Raw genomic sequence first — 15,561 nt, forward strand, 5'->3', positions numbered from 1 at the left:
TTGGCTGAAGCACAGGTCAACCTCGCAATGGTCTGGTCAAGCGTGCTGGACGGGATCGACAACGACTCCCTGCCCGCGCACCAGCGCGCCTGGCTGCCGCAGACCCGTCCGCTGGGTCTGATCGAGGACACGGCGCTGATCGCAGCGCCCAACGAGTTCACCAAGAAGGTCCTGGAGACACGCCTCTACCCGGCGATCAGCAAGGCCCTCTCCGCACACCTGGGCCGGGAGATCCGGGTCGCGGTGACCGTGGACCCCACCGCGGTACCGACCCCGCCGCCGACCCCCGCACCGTACGGCGGCGCACCGGGAGCGCACGGACCCCTCCCCGCGTCGCAGGGCCCCGCCCCGGCCGCACCGCGCTCCGAGCCCCCCGCACACGAACCCCCTCCCCAGGAGGGCGCGGCGCACGAGGCCCGGGGCCAGCACGCACGCCCGGCCGAACCGCACCCCTCCGAGGCACTGGGGGCGCACCCCGGCCACGCCCGGGCCCAGGCCGACCTACTCGGCACCGCTCCCCCGCCTCAGGAGCCCCAACAGCGGCCCCAGCAACAGGCCGCGCCCAGGCACCCCGCGCCCCAGAACGGTGACCGGTGGTACGCGGCCCCGGGGGGCTGGGCACCTGACCAGGACCAGTCGGCCCAGGGGCAGCACCCCCAGGCCCCCCGTTCCCACTCCGCACCACCGGAGGCGCCCGCGCCCGGCGCCCAGGGGGCTCCCTCCTCCCGTTCCCCGCGATGGGAACAGCCCGCCCAGGAACAGCTGTGGCAGCAGCAAGCCTGGGGGGAATCCTCCTGGGACCAGCCCAACCGCTGGGAGACCCCGGCCGCGGAGGCTCCGGCGCCGGAGCCCGCGGCGCCTGGCCCCGAGGGCCCGGCCCCGGGGCGGGGGCAGCCCGCCGAGGAGGCCCAGGCACCTGCACGGGAGCAGTCTGAGGAGAAGGGGGCCGCGGGCTCCCCCGCCTCTCCGCCCGGGCGCTCCCCGGAGATCCCGCCGGGCGAGCACGCGCGGCTGAACCCGAAGTACACCTTCGACACGTTCGTCATCGGTTCCAGCAACCGGTTCGCGCACGCGGCCTCCGTGGCCGCCGCCGAGGCCCCCGCCAAGGCCTACAACCCGCTGTTCATCCACGGGGGCTCCGGGCTGGGCAAGACCCACCTCCTGCATGCGATCGGCCACTACACGCACCGGCTCTACGAGGGCTCCCGGGTGCGGTACGTGAGCTCCGAGGAGTTCACCAACGAGTTCATCAACTCGATCCGGGACGGGAAGGCGGACGGCTTCCGCCGCCGGTACCGGGACATCAACGTGCTCCTGGTGGACGACATCCAGTTCCTGGAGAACAAGGAGCAGACGCAGGAGGAGTTCTTCCACACCTTCAACACGCTCCACAACTCCGACAAACAGATCGTCATCTCCAGTGACCGGCCGCCCAAGCAGCTGACCACGCTGGAGGACCGGATGCGGAGCCGGTTCGAGTGGGGCCTGCTGACCGACGTCCAGCCGCCCGAGCTGGAGACCCGGATCGCCATCCTGCGCAAGAAGGCGGCGCAGGAAGGACTGGCCGCCCCGCCGGAGGTCCTGGAGTTCATCGCCAGCAAGATCTCCACCAACATCCGTGAGCTGGAGGGCGCGCTCATCCGGGTGACCGCGTTCGCCAGCCTCAACCGGCAGTCCGTCGACCTGGACCTGACCGGCCAGGTCCTGCGGGACCTGGTCCCCAACGCCGAGGTCCCGGAGATCACGGCCAGCGCGATCATGTCCCAGACCGCGGCCTACTTCGGGCTGAGCCTGGAGGACCTGTGCGGGACGTCGCGGTCCCGGGTCCTGGTCACGGCCCGGCAGATCGCCATGTACCTGTGCCGCGAGCTCACGGACCTCTCCCTGCCCAAGATCGGCCAGCAGTTCGGCCGGGACCACACCACCGTCATGCACGCCGACCGCAAGGTGCGCGCCCTGATGGCGGAGCGCCGCTCCATCTACAACCAGGTCCACGAACTGACCAGCCGGATCAAGGACCAGCCCTCGCTGACCTGACCGGGCCCCTGCCCGGCACCGGAACGCCGGGGCAGGGACACCGGAACGCCGAAGGTGCACAGCGGGGGCCCCGGGGGACAGCGGGGGACGGCGGCCCCCGCTGTCCCCCGGGGCCGGCCACCCGGAGCCCGGTCCCGGCCACGGCCGATGTGTCTCCGTATCCCTGTGTCTCCGTATCCCTGTGTCTCTGTGTCTCTGTGTCGACAGCTCTACCCGTCGACCCTCCCCCGCGGTGTCCGGCACCGGCACGACGGCTCCGCGGGCGGCCCCGCCCTGTCCGCGGGATCCGGGGTTCAACCGCCCACACCGAGTTATCCACAGGCTTGTGTGGTCATTGCTCCCCTGAAGCCGGGTACGCCCGTGTCGTACGTGTCGGGAACCGTCCGTACCGGACACGCACTGTTCTCCCTGTTTCCCCAGGACTCCAGCGCCTGTTGCCCTGCCCACACCGCTCCCGGAGGGGCCTGGTCGGAGACCGTGACAACGACCGGGGTTCGTAGTTCGCGAAGAGCCTGTGGAAAACTCTGTGCACAGACTGTTTGTCCAGGTTCGCGAGGTCTGCGCGCGGTTCGGAAAAAAAATTTTCGCTCTTCTCGGCCAAGTTATCCACAGGAAGGGCGTCAAATCTGTGGACAACCCTGTGGATAATCTGTGGACAACTGCTCCGAGCCTGTGGGTAACCGGGGGTCCCCCTGTGGACGCAACCACGGGTCATCGGATCACCGAACCACAGGCTGTTGTGGACAACCTGGGGAAAACCTGTGGACGGACCTGTGGACGAGGTGTGGACAACCTGAGGGCCCTCTGTTCCGTCCACAGGGAGGCCGAGTTACGCACAGGGTCATCCACAGGGCCTGTGGACAAAAATTCGCGTGGTGACCTGCGAAAACGATGGTTATCCACATTATCCACAGGCCCTACTACTACTACGCACCTTGAGTAACCAAGAGGGGGCTTCAAAACAGCTCCGCGTCAAATCTGTGGACAAAGCCCCGAGATCGAGGTGACGGCGGTCCCGTGCCGAGCTGGCAGCGGCAGGCGGTGAATCCGGGTAACGTGTGGTCTCGCCCCTGTCCTGAGCCGCCCAGATCTGAGCGGTGACCCCTACGGGAACCGAGGCCGCTCCAGTGGCACGGCCCGCGTTCGTCGCGGACACCGTCCACACCCTGTTGACGGAGCCGCCCGGCAGACCCACGAGCTGCAACGTTGAGGCTGCGACCGGTCCACCGGTCGTGCGGAAAGTGAGTCGGAAAGTGAAGTTCCGGGTCGAACGCGACGTACTGGCCGACGCTGTCGCCTGGACAGCGCGAACACTGCCGACACGCCCCTCGGTACCGGTGCTCGCCGGAATCCTGCTGGACGCCGGCGAGACCGACGGCCGTCAGCGGCTGCGCCTGTCCGGCTTCGACTACGAGGTGTCCGCACAGGTCTCGGTCGACGTCGAGACCGAGGAGGCCGGGCAGACCCTGGTCTCCGGTCGTCTCCTCGCCGAGATCACCCGCAACCTGCCCCCACAGCCGGTGGAGATCTCCACGGACGGCTCCAAGGCCGTCGTCACCTGTGGAAGCGCGAAGTTCACCCTGAACACCATGCCGGTCGAGGACTACCCGTCCCTCCCGGAGATGCCCGGGGTCAGCGGGACCATCGGCAGCGACGTGTTCGCCGCCGCAGTCGGCCAGGTCGCCGTGGCCGCGGGCCGCGACGACACGCTGCCCATGCTCACCGGTGTCCGGGTCGAGATCGAGGGTGAGACGATCACGCTCGCCTCCACCGACCGCTACCGCCTCGCCGTCCGCGAGCTGAGCTGGAAGCCGGAGAACCCCGACCTCTCCGCCGTCGCCCTGGTCCCCGCCAAAACCCTGCACGACACCGCCAAGACGCTGACCTCTGGCGCCGAGGTCTCCATCGCCCTCTCGGGCAGCGACTCCGGCGAGGGCATGATGGGTTTCGAGGGCGGCGGCCGCCGGACCACCACCCGGTTGCTCGACGGGGAGTTCCCCAAGTACCGGGCCCTGCTGCCGGACACCTTCAACACGGTGGCCGAGGTCAGCCGCTCCGAGTTCGTCGAGGCCGTCAAGCGCGTCTCGCTCGTCGCCGAGCGCAACACCCCGCTGCGGCTGGCCTTCTCCCAGGGAGCCCTCGTCCTGGAGGCGGGCACCGGCGAGGACGCACAGGCTGTGGAAACCCTGGAGGCGGACCTGGACGGCGACGACATCCAGATCGCGTTCAACTCCGGATTCCTGCTGGACGGACTCGGCGCCATCGGCACCGACGTGGCACGCCTGCACTTCACCACCTCGACCAAGCCCGCGATCCTCACCGGCAAGCCGGCCGAGGAGGGCTCGTCCCCCGAGTACCGATACCTGATCATGCCGGTGCGCCTCTCCGGCTGACCCGAACGCCCGTCCGACCGAACGCGTCCGCCGTGCCCGGGCCGGTCGGCTTCCACGTGTCCACAGGTGCCCAAGGGGGAGTCCACACATGCAACTCGGAATGATCGGCCTCGGCAAGATGGGCGGCAACATGGCCGCCCGGCTCCGGGAGAAGGGGCACGAGGTCGTCGGCTACGACGCCTCCCCCGGCGACCGGGACGTCGAGTCCCTGGCCGAGCTGGTCGACCGCCTGGAGGCCCCCCGCCTCGTGTGGGTGATGGTCCCCGCGGGCGACCCGACGGCCACGATCATCTCCGAGCTCGGTGACCTCCTCTCCGATGGCGACGTCATCGTCGAGGGCGGGAACTCGCACTACGCCGACGACCGCGCCCGTGCCGAGACGCTGTCCGCGAAGGGCGTCGGCTACGTCGACGCCGGGGTCAGCGGCGGTGTCTGGGGCCGCCAGAACGGCTACGGGATCATGGTCGGCGGCCAGGCCGGGGACGTGGAGCGCCTGCGCCCCGTCTTCGACTCGCTGACCCCCGACGAGGGCGGCGGTTTCGTGCACGCCGGAGCGGTCGGCGCCGGACACTTCGTGAAGATGGTCCACAACGGCATCGAGTACGGCATGATGCAGTCCTTCGCCGAGGGCTACGAGCTCATGGTCGCCTCGGGGCTCGTGGACGACGTCCCGGGCACCTTCGAGAGCTGGCGTGAGGGGACGGTCGTCCGTTCCTGGCTGCTGGACCTGCTCTGCCGCGCCCTGGAGGAGGACCCGGACCTGTCGGAGCTGCGCGGCTACGCCCAGGACTCCGGCGAGGGCCGCTGGACGGTCCAGGCCGCCGTGGACCTGGCGGTGCCCGCCCCGGCGATCACCGCCTCGCTCTTCGCGCGGTTCGCCTCCCGGCAGGACGACAGCCAGGCCATGAAGGTCGTCGCCGCCCTGCGCAACCAGTTCGGCGGCCACGCCGTCACCAAGGCGGACGAGCAGGCCTAGCCACCGTCTCTCCTCCGGGGGCGGTCCGGGGTACACCGGGCCGCCCCCGATTCCTCTTCCGCACCCCTTTCCGCTTTTGCGCTCCCCTCCAGGAGGAAGGCCGGATGTACGTCTCCCACCTGCAACTGGCCGACTTCCGTTCCTACGAGTCGGCTCTTGTGCGCCTCGAACCCGGGGTGAGCGCGTTCGTCGGATCCAACGGCCAGGGCAAGACCAACCTGGTCGAGGCGATCGGTTACGTCGCCACCCTGGGCAGCCACCGGGTCTCCTCCGACACGCCGCTGGTCCGCCGGAGCGCGCCCCGCGCCATCGTCAGCGCCAAGGTCGTCCGGGAGGGCCGGGACATGATGGTCGACCTGGAGATCAACCCCGGGCGGGCCAACCGGGCCAGGGTCAACCGGGGCGCCGCGGGGCGCCCCCGCGACGTGCTCGGCATCCTGCGCACGGTGCTCTTCGCCCCCGAGGACCTGGCCCTGGTCAAGGGGGACCCGGGAGAGCGGCGCCGTTTCCTCGACGACCTGCTGGTGGCGCGGGCGCCCCGGATGGCGGGGGTGCGCTCCGACTACGAGCGGGTGCTCAAGCAGCGCAACGCCCTGTTGAAGTCGGCCTCGGCCCGGTTGCGGCAGCGGGCCGCGCCCGACCTGAGCACGCTGGAGGTCTGGGACTCCCACCTCGCGGAGACCGGAGCCGAACTCCTCGCCGCCCGGCTGGGCCTGGTGGAGGAGCTGCGTCCGCTGATCGCGCACTCCTATGCGGGGCTGACCGACTCCGGCGGGCCGGCCGTGCCCACCTACCGGAGCTCGGCGGTCCCGGAGGGGGCGGAGGTGCCGCGCGAGCGTCCACAGCTCGTGGAAGCTCTGCGCGAGGCGATGGCCCAGGCGCGCGAGCGCGAACTGCAGCGCGGGATCAGCCTGGTCGGACCGCACCGCGACGAACTCCACCTGCAACTCGGCGACCTGCCCGCCAAGGGTTACGCCAGTCAGGGCGAGTCCTGGTCCTACGCCCTGTCCTTCAAGCTCGCCGCCTTCGAGCTGCTGCGGGCGGAGGGCGACGACCCGGTGCTGATCCTGGACGACGTCTTCGCCGAACTGGACGCCGAGCGCCGCCGGAGGCTGGCCGAACGGGTGCGCGACGCCGAACAGGTCCTGGTGACCGCCGCGGTCGGCGAGGACATCCCGAAGGAACTGGACGGTGCCAGGTTCGGGGTGCGTCAGGGGGTGGTCGAGAGTGAGTGACCGTTATCCACAGCCTGTGGACCCCGGGGCGGGTCGGGGCGCCCCGGAGCTTCCCACCGACGCGGCCCGTCCACAGCCTGTGGACGAGAACCCGCCCCCGGCCCCGCCCGTCCCCCCGGCCTCCGGGGCGGACCTGGCCCGTCAGGCCCTGGCCCGGGCCAAGGCGGAGGCACGGGAGCGCGGAGCCGTTCCCAGGGGGATGAACCGCACCCGCAGGCGTGGCCGGTTGCGGTCACGGAACGAGCCCCAACTGTTCGGCGACGCGGTGCGGACCTGGCTGATCGAGCACGGCTGGCAGGAACAGGTGGCCATCGGCGGGGTGTTCGGCCGGTGGGCGGACATCGTGGGCGAGTTCAACGCCGAGCACCTCCGGCCGGAGAGTTACTCGGAGGGCGAACTCGTCGTGGTCGCCGATTCGCCGACGATGGCGGCCCACGCGCGAGCGATGGTGCGTGATCTGGTCCGCCGCCTCAACGAGGAACTGGGGGACGGCACCGTCGTCTCGATCAAGGTCAGGGGTCCCGGTTCCCGGCGCCGGTGACCCCTGCGGCGGGGAGTTCCGGGACGGTGAAAACGCCTGTGACCTGGGGGTCCCGGGGGTTTTTCAGACGTTGTGGGGTGTTTGGGCTCCCGAGTGTGTACTCGCTCCACCTGCGGGTCGGCGGTCGGGGACGGGGGGTGACCGTCCTTCCAAGGGCACTCAACCGCGCCGGGACTTGCGCAAGGGGTCCCCCGCGTGTAGGGACTCGGCTCCCGCCCCAAACGTTCGTTCTGGAGCGGCACAGGGCCGCCAATGCCACTTTGTCGCACCGCGCGGGGTATCATGGGGACGGTTCTTCAGACGCCTGTAGCCGGTACCACGCCCCCATGTAGAGGGTGGGCGGACGGCCCGTGCGGCGAACGGTGATCCCCGGGTGTCGCGGCATGTCGACCCTGCGATCACCCTGCCGTGGGTTGACCGTAGTCCGCTCGGCCGCGGCCGACAGGCGTCCCCAGCAGGAGGGTGTTCCCACTTGGCCTACGACGCAGGATCAATCACGGTTCTCGAGGGGCTTGAGGCAGTACGCAAGCGCCCGGGCATGTACATCGGCTCCACCGGGGAGCGGGGTCTGCACCACCTGGTTTACGAGGTGGTCGACAACTCGGTCAACGAGGCGCTGGCGGGTCACGCCGACGCCATCGAGGTGACCCTGCTCGCCGACGGCGGCGTCAGGGTGGCCGACAACGGCCGGGGCATCCCGGTCGACCTCCACCCCGTGGAGAAGCGTCCGGCCGTCGAGGTCGTCCTCACCACGCTGCACGCGGGCGGCAAGTTCGACGGAAAGTCCTACGCGGTCTCCGGCGGTCTGCACGGTGTCGGCGTCTCCGTCGTCAACGCGCTGTCCACAGCGCTGGACGTGGAGATCCGCCGAGACGGCCACGTGTGGCGCCAGCACTACGAGATGACCGCCCCGACCGGCGATCTCATCAAGGGTGAGGCGACCGACGAGACCGGTACCCAGACCACTTTCTGGGCCGACGGCGGCATCTTCGAGACCACCACGTACTCGTTCGAGACGCTGGCCCGCCGGATGCAGGAGATGGCCTTCCTCAACAAGGGGCTGTCCATCACCATCCGCGACGAGCGGCCCGACCACACCGACGGCGGGCCCACCGTCAACACCTTCCACTACGAGGAGGGGCTGTCGGACTACGTCCGGCACATCAACGCCAAGAAGGAGCCGGCGCACGCGTCGATCATCTCCTTCGAGGAGGACGGCGAAGGCATCTCGGTCGAGATCGCCATGCAGTGGAACCAGTCGTACACCTCGTCCGTGCACACCTTCGCCAACACGATCAACACGGCGGAGGGCGGCACCCACGAGGAGGGCTTCCGCTCCGCGCTCACCACACTGGTCAACCGGTACGCCCGGGACCAGAGGCTGCTGCGCGACAAGGAGGACAACCTCACCGGCGACGACATCCGCGAGGGCCTGACCGCGATCATCTCGGTCAAGCTCGCCGACCCGCAGTTCGAGGGCCAGACCAAGACGAAGCTCGGCAACACCGAGGCCAAGTCCTTCGTCCAGAAGGTCACCAACGAGCACCTGCGCGACTGGTTCGAGCGCAACCCCGGCGAGGCCAAGGACATCGTGTCCAAGGCCAGCCAGGCCGCCCGCGCCCGCGTGGCCGCCCGCCAGGCCCGCGACCTGACCCGCCGCAAAACCCTCCTGGAGACCACCTCCCTCCCGGGCAAGCTCTCGGACTGCCAGTCCACCAACCCGGAGGAGTGCGAGGTCTACATCGTCGAGGGCGACTCGGCCGGTGGCTCCGCCAAGGGTGGGCGCAACCCGCACAACCAGGCCATCCTGCCCATCCGGGGCAAGATCCTGAACGTGGAGAAGTCCCGGATCGACCGGATCCTCAAGAACAACGAGGTCCAGGCGATCATCACCGCCCTGGGCACCGGTATCCACGAGGACTTCGACGCCGAGAAGCTGCGGTACCACAAGGTCATCCTGATGGCCGACGCCGACGTCGACGGTCAGCACATCCGTACCCTGCTGCTCACCCTGCTGTTCCGCTTCATGAAGCCGCTGGTCGAGGCCGGGAACGTGTACCTGGCCGCGCCGCCGCTGTACAAGATCAAGTGGGACCAGAAGGGCGCCGACGCGAGCTACGCCTTCTCCGACGCCGAGCGGGACCGGCTGATCGAGGCCGGGATCGCCCAGGGGAAGAGGGACCCGCGCCCGCGCGACATGGTGCAGCGCTTCAAGGGTCTGGGCGAGATGAACGCCAACGAGCTGTGGGACACCACGATGGACCCGGACCGCCGCGTCCTCCTCCAGGTGAGCCTGGAGGACGCGGCCCAGGCCGACGAGTTGTTCAGCGTGCTCATGGGTGAGGACGTCGAGTCGCGACGCGCCTTCATCCAGCGCAACGCCAAGGACGTCCGCTTCCTGGACATCTAGGTTCCTCCCGCGTTCCTCCCGCCCGTGCCCAAGCAAGCTTTAGAAGGGATCGACATCCGTGACGGATGCGAACAACCCCGACACTCCTGAGGGCGGGGACTCCCCGGTGGAGTCCCTGCCGCGCCTGACCGACCGGATCGAACCCGTCGACATCCAGGTCGAGATGCAGCGCAGCTACCTCGACTACGCGATGTCGGTCATCGTGGGCCGCGCCCTGCCCGATGTCCGTGACGGCCTCAAGCCGGTACACCAGCGCGTGCTCTACGCGATGTACGACGGCGGTTTCCGGCCCGACCGCGGGTACTTCAAGTGCGCCCGCGTCGTCGGTGACGTGATGGGTAACTACCACCCGCACGGTGACAGCGCCATCTACGACACCCTGGTCCGGCTGGCCCAGTGGTGGTCGATGCGGATGCCGCTGGTCGACCCGAACGGCAACTTCGGCTCGCCGGGCAACGACCCGGCCGCCGCCATGCGCTACACCGAGTGCAAGCTCGCGCCGCTGGCCATGGAGATGCTCCGGGACATCGACAAGGAGACCGTCGACTTCCGACCCAACTACGACGGCCGCTCCGCCGAACCCGTCGTGCTCCCGGCCCGCTTCCCCAACCTGCTCGTCAACGGTTCCTCGGGTATCGCGGTCGGCATGGCGACCAACATCCCGCCGCACAACCTGCGCGAGGTCGCCGACGGCGTCAACTGGTACCTGGACAACCCCGAGGTCGAGGACGAGGAGCTGCTCGACCAGCTCATCGCCCGGGTCAAGGGCCCCGACTTCCCCACCCGCGGACTCATCGTGGGCAAGCGGGGCATCGAGGAGGCCTACCGGACCGGCCGCGGCTCCATCACCATGCGCGCCGTGGTCGAGGTCGAGGAGGACAGCCGGGGACGCCAGACCCTGGTCATCACCGAGCTGCCCTACCAGGTCAACCCGGACAACCTCGCACTGAAGATCGCCGACTTGGTCAAGGACGGCAAGATCACCGGCATCGCCGACGTGCGTGACGAGAGCAGCGGTCGCACCGGTCAGCGCCTGGTGATCGTGCTCAAGCGGGACGCCGTCGCCAAGGTCGTGCTGAACAACCTGTACAAGCACACCCAGCTGCAGGAGACCTTCGGCGCGAACATGCTGGCCCTGGTCGACGGGGTGCCGCGCACCCTGCGCCTGGACCAGATGATCCGCCACTGGGTCAAGCACCAGGTCGAGGTCATCGTCCGCCGGACGCAGTACCTCCTGCGCAAGGCCGAGGAGCGGGCGCACATCCTGCGCGCCCTGCTGCGGGCCATGGACCGTATCGACGAGGTTATCAGCCTCATCCGGAGCAGCGCCTCCGCCGACGCCGCGCGCACCGGTCTGATGGGCCTCCTGGAGATCGACGACATCCAGGCCCGCGCCATCCTCGACATGCAGCTGCGCAAGCTCGCCGCGTTGGAGCGCAACGCCCTGACCGCCGAGTACGACGAGCTGATGTCGCTCATCGCCGACTACAACGACATCCTCGCCTCGGACGTGCGCCAGCGGAGCATCATCCGCCAGGAGCTGGGCGAGATCGTGGAGAAGTACGGCGACGAGCGGCGCACGCACATCATCCCGTTCGAGGGCGACATGCGCATGGAGGACTTCATCGCGGAGGAGGACGTGGTCGTCACGATCTCCCGCGGTGGGTACGCCAAGCGCACCCGCATCGACAACTACCGGGCGCAGAAGCGCGGCGGCAAGGGGGTGCGGGGCGCCCAGCTCAAGCAGGACGACATCGTCCAGCACTTCTTCGTCACCACCACCCACCACTGGATCCTGTGCTTCACGAACCAGGGCCGGGTGTACCGGACGAAGGCGTACGAGCTGCCGGAGGCCGCCCGCGACGCACGCGGCCAGCACGTCGCCAACCTGCTGCCCTTCCAGCCGGGCGAGGAGATCGCGCAGATCATGGCGCTGCGCGACTACGAGGCCGCGCCCTACCTGGTGCTGGCCACCCGGGAGGGCCTGGTCAAGAAGTCGCGACTGGAGGACTTCGACTCCGCGCGCGCGGCGGGCATCATCGCGATCAACCTCCGCGAGGAGGACGAGCTGATCGCGGCGCGCCTGGTCTTCCCCGACGACGACCTGCTGCTGATCTCCAGCGACGCCCAGGCGATCCGCTTCCCGGCCGCCGACGAGTCGCTGCGCCCGATGGGCCGGGCGACCAGCGGTGTGATCGGGATGCGGTTCCTGGAGGGTGACTACCTGCTCTCCATGGACGTCATCCGCCCCGGGGACGGCTCCACCGACGTCCTGGTCGCCACCGAGAACGGGTACGCCAAGCGGACCCCCTCGGAGCAGTACCCGGTGCAGAACCGCGGCGGCAAGGGCGTGCTCACGGCGAAGGTCGTGGAGGCCCGCGGCAAGCTGGTCGGCGCCCTGATGGTGGACCCTGGGGTGGACGAGATCTTCGCGATCACCTCCGCCGGCGGGGTCATCCGCACCGGTGCCGCCGAGGTGAAGCAGTCCGGACGTACCACCATGGGTGTCCGGCTGATGAATCTGAGCAAGGGCAACAAGATCGTGGCCGTCGCCGCCAACGCCGAGGCCGCCGAGGAGGCCGAGGCCGAGGAGGTCGCCGATGCCGTCGAGGCCGCCGAGACACCCGACACGAGTGGGGAGACGGTCGCCGGGGATGGCAACCCTGAGGCATAGACTGCGCGTTAAGCCCAGTAAGTCCCGCGGGGTTCTTTTCCGGAGCCCCGCGGGACACACGGATCGACCCGTCTCAACGAAAGTCCAGCGGTAACGCTTCTATGTCTGAGAACCAGCGGAACACCACCAGCAACGAGTCCGATGCGGCTGCGACCGCCGGTGACACGGACGTGGAAACGGCGGAGCCGACCGCTCGGAGCGAATCCGAGCCGACCGAGCCGGAGACGGGGGGAACGAAGGTGACGGCCGAATCCGACCCGGAGCCCGAAGCCGCCAAGTCCGAGGCGCCGGGTGCCGTCAAGGCGTCCCTGTCGAGCCGCAAGGCCCACCTGACGGTCTCCCGGGTGGAGCCGTGGTCGGTGATGAAGTTCAGCTTCGTGGTCGCCCTCGTCTGCTTCATCATCCTGTTCGTCGCGGTCGCCGTCATCTACGCGACCCTGTCGATGCTGGGTGTCTTCGACGAGCTGACCAACATGATCGGCGCCCTCCTGGAGGGCGACGGGTCAGAGGACGAGCTGGGCCTGAACCCGGCCGCCTGGTTCTCCCCCGGTCGTGTGCTGGGTTACACGGGTGTCATCGGCGCGCTGAACGTCGTGCTCCTGACCGCCCTGTCCACGGTGGGTGCGATGCTGTACAACCTGGTCGCCGACCTGGTCGGCGGCGTCGACGTCACCCTCTCCGAGGCCGAGTAGTCCCCGAACGCCCGTCGGGCCCGGCTCTCCTGGTTTGAGCCGGGCCCGACGTCTGTCCGGGGCTGTCCCGAGCACTCGTGAAACCCGCTAAAATGGGAGGTGAAGACGGACGCGGCAGGCCCGTGTCGCCTCTTGCCAGACCCGAGGGAACCGGTTCGCTCCGGCCCCCGGGATGCGGTAGAGTTCTCGTCGGAACAAGGGCGTATAGCTCAGTCGGTTAGAGCGCATCCCTGATAAGGATGAGGCCCCAGGTTCAAGTCCTGGTACGCCCACATGCAAAAAGGCCCCCCGGTTGACCGGGGGGCCTTTTGCGTACTGCTGAAAAGTACTGCATCAATCGCTTGTGGGGCGGCCGGGCGGGGCTCGCTCATCCCCCGGTGATGCTTCCTCCGAGCTTCTTGAGAGCGTTCACTGTCGCGTCGTCATGGACCTGGGTATAGAGGTCCATCGTGAGCTTGATCTGGCTGTGCCGCAAGATCCGCATAGCGACTCGGGGATGGACGTCAAGGGCTGCCAGCAGCGTCGCGCACGTCTTGCGGGTGGTGTGAACCTCGATCCGGCGAACACCGGCCTTGGCGCATCGCGAGTCGAACTGCCGGGCGAAGCTCCGACTCGGGTCCACCGCGTGACCAGTCCGTGTGGTGAAGACGTAAGCCGAAGATTCCCACTCGGTGGCGTCTGCCCTCTGCCTTGCCTGCTGCTCTTGGCGGAGCTTGAGAGCCTCCACGCAGAGCACAGGGAGCGGCATCGTGTCCTCGGACTCCTCCGTCTTCGTCTTCTTCCGGCGCCGAAGCTCTCCCCCGATCCGGTGCAACTGCCATTCCACCGAAAGCTCCGGCACGTCGAGGTTCACTTCAGACCAGTTGAGTGCCAGCAGTTCGCCCTTGCGCAGGCCCAACACGAGTAGCAGCACATAGGCGGCGTAGAGCGGATCATCATCCGCGCGAGCGGATGCCAGGAAGCGGTGGACCTCATCCAAGGTCCAGGGCTTCTCTTTCTTCGCCCGCGGTTTCGACATCTTCAGCAGCGCGGCGACATTGCGTGAGAGCAGCTCTTCGCGCACCGCATTGGAGAGCGCGCTGCGCAGGACCTTGCGGGCCTCGTAGATGTTGCTCTCAGTGGTGAAGCTCTGGCAGCACTCCCCCACTGCGCAGCATCGACGCCGGTCCGGCCGTCGTGCCTTGTCCCGACCCTGTGCGCAGCACTGGCAGGTCTTGCGAAGTGTGTTCACCCACGTTCTCAGGTCACGAGCCGTGAGCTTGTCCAGCTTCTTCTTCCCCAGGTGCGGCACCAGGTAGTGGCGGATGTGCTGCCCGTAGGTCGTGACGGTCAACGGAGAGAAGTCCGGTTCCTTCACGACCTCCTTCATCCAGTACGACAGGTACGCGGACACAGTCGGGGTGGAGGTTGCGACAGGCCCTTTCTGGGCGGCGGTTTGGAGCTTGACCAGCTCCGAATGCACCCGCTCCCGGGTTTTGCCGTACACCGTCTTCCGCTTCGGATCGCCGGTCGGTGTCGTCACCCACGCTTGTGCGGCGTACCCGTTGCGGTACTTGTAGATCGTGCCCTCACCTTTGCCACGACGGGCCATTAGGCGGCCACCTCGGCTTCCTCTTCCAACAGAGCGACGAACTCGGTGATCGCAGCCGCCGGAATCCGGCGGGCACGACCGATCTTGACGAAACGCAGGCGGCCAGCCCGCATCTGCTCGTACAGTTCCGCCCGGGAGAGTTGGAGAACTTGGGTTGCGTCCCCAACGGTGAGCAGGGCCTTGGGAAGGTCTGGGCTTTCTTGGCTGCGGTCAGTCATCATGGTTGGTGCCTCCATGCCTTTCGCGGGTTGGGGGTGCGGCTCCGGCGGTGCTTGGCGGTACAGGCCGGGGCCGTCTTCGTGGGTGCGTGCGGCGGGGGTCATCGGGTGAGCCGCCGGTCCGCGCCGGTCATCTCCACCCGGGTGGTCATCTCGATCAGCCGGGAGGCGATCCGGTCGCCCAGCAGTTCGGGGAGGGCGGCGGGCGGCTCGTTGCTGGTGATGATCACCGGGAGCATGCGGTTGTAGCGGTGGTTGACGATCCGGTAGGTGGTCTCCTCGGTCCACAGCGAGGACTTCGTGGTCCCCAGGTCGTCCAGGAGCAGCACGGGCACGCTCAGCACGCGGCGCATGAGCCGTTCGCGTTCGTCATCGCTGCCCGCGCCGGGGCGGAGCGCGGCGTACAGATCGGGGAACGTGGTGGCCACGAATCCGAACCGCGCGGGGCCGGTCAGGGCGATCCTGCGCACCGCTCCGAACGCCGCGTGGGTCTTGCCGGTGCCGGTGCCGCCCCAGAGCATGAGGGACGGCGCCTGCGTGACGTCAGCGGCGACCCGGTCGGCCCAGTCGCACACCGTGGGGTGCTCGGTGGCGGCGGTCAGGTACCGGGGCGGGGTGACGCGCTCAAACTTGGTCAGAGCGGCGCTGATGCGCTGCCTGTGGTGGTAGGTGGGGTGTCCGGGGAGTTCGGGGTCAGGGGCGTCGTCCACGGGGCCGGGGGTGGTGTCGAGGCCCTTCTCGCGGGTGATGCGTGCGAGCCGGGCGAAGAACTGGGTTTCGGTGGTCGTGTTCAC

The 15,561-nt window shown here is 68.8% G+C and carries 10 protein-coding genes, 1 tRNA gene and 1 pseudogene; 9 read left to right on the top strand and 3 right to left on the bottom strand.

Annotation, left to right across the window (positions count from 1 at the left end):
- Positions 1-27 precede the first annotated feature (27 nt).
- The 9 genes and pseudogenes from dnaA to AC0VYD_RS00045 all read left to right on the top strand — a co-directional run bounded on the left by dnaA (position 28) and on the right by AC0VYD_RS00045 (position 13,230).
- Positions 28-2,037 carry a chromosomal replication initiator protein DnaA gene (gene dnaA / locus AC0VYD_RS00005; protein WP_475480381.1) on the top strand — a complete coding sequence of 670 codons (2,010 nt, stop codon included), beginning with the start codon at positions 28-30 and terminating at the stop codon, positions 2,035-2,037.
- Between the two features lie 1,253 nt (positions 2,038-3,290).
- Positions 3,291-4,430, top strand: a complete 1,140-nt coding sequence (gene dnaN / locus AC0VYD_RS00010) for a DNA polymerase III subunit beta (protein WP_475477981.1) — start codon at positions 3,291-3,293, stop codon at positions 4,428-4,430.
- Between the two features lie 79 nt (positions 4,431-4,509).
- A pseudogene (gnd, locus tag AC0VYD_RS00015) lies at positions 4,510-5,406 on the top strand (phosphogluconate dehydrogenase (NAD(+)-dependent, decarboxylating)); the annotation flags it as partial.
- A 104-nt stretch (positions 5,407-5,510) separates the two neighbouring features.
- A complete protein-coding gene (recF, locus tag AC0VYD_RS00020) occupies positions 5,511-6,641 on the top strand; it encodes a DNA replication/repair protein RecF (RefSeq protein ID WP_475477982.1) in 1,131 nt (376 codons plus the stop codon).
- A gap of 79 nt (positions 6,642-6,720) precedes the next feature.
- A complete protein-coding gene (locus AC0VYD_RS00025) occupies positions 6,721-7,182 on the top strand; it encodes a DciA family protein (protein ID WP_475477983.1) in 462 nt (153 codons plus the stop codon).
- 472 nt (positions 7,183-7,654) lie between these two features.
- Positions 7,655-9,592 carry a DNA topoisomerase (ATP-hydrolyzing) subunit B gene (gene gyrB / locus AC0VYD_RS00030; RefSeq protein WP_475477984.1) on the top strand — a complete coding sequence of 646 codons (1,938 nt, stop codon included), beginning with the start codon at positions 7,655-7,657 and terminating at the stop codon, positions 9,590-9,592.
- Positions 9,593-9,650: 58 nt separating this feature from the next.
- Positions 9,651-12,266: a DNA gyrase subunit A gene (gene gyrA, locus AC0VYD_RS00035; protein WP_475477985.1), complete on the top strand. Its 2,616-nt coding sequence runs from the start codon at positions 9,651-9,653 to the stop codon at positions 12,264-12,266.
- Positions 12,267-12,367: 101 nt separating this feature from the next.
- On the top strand, positions 12,368-12,958 hold the full coding sequence (locus AC0VYD_RS00040) for a DUF3566 domain-containing protein (protein WP_475477986.1): 591 nt from the start codon (positions 12,368-12,370) through the stop codon (positions 12,956-12,958).
- A 198-nt stretch (positions 12,959-13,156) separates the two neighbouring features.
- Positions 13,157-13,230: transfer RNA gene (locus AC0VYD_RS00045), tRNA-Ile, on the top strand.
- Between the two features lie 95 nt (positions 13,231-13,325).
- Here AC0VYD_RS00045 and AC0VYD_RS00050 read toward each other — a convergent pair.
- The 3 genes from AC0VYD_RS00050 to AC0VYD_RS00060 all read right to left on the bottom strand — a co-directional run bounded on the left by AC0VYD_RS00050 (position 13,326) and on the right by AC0VYD_RS00060 (position 15,561).
- On the bottom strand, positions 13,326-14,549 hold the full coding sequence (locus AC0VYD_RS00050) for a tyrosine-type recombinase/integrase (RefSeq protein ID WP_475477987.1): 1,224 nt from the start codon (positions 14,547-14,549) through the stop codon (positions 13,326-13,328).
- Positions 14,549-14,770, bottom strand: a complete 222-nt coding sequence (locus AC0VYD_RS00055) for a helix-turn-helix domain-containing protein (protein WP_475477988.1) — start codon at positions 14,768-14,770, stop codon at positions 14,549-14,551. Before AC0VYD_RS00055 ends, AC0VYD_RS00050 begins: the two co-directional genes overlap by 1 nt.
- A gap of 98 nt (positions 14,771-14,868) precedes the next feature.
- On the bottom strand, positions 14,869-15,561 hold the full coding sequence (locus tag AC0VYD_RS00060) for an ATP-binding protein (protein ID WP_475477989.1): 693 nt from the start codon (positions 15,559-15,561) through the stop codon (positions 14,869-14,871).

This window comes from Nocardiopsis sp. iso_40 (assembly GCF_056173285.1).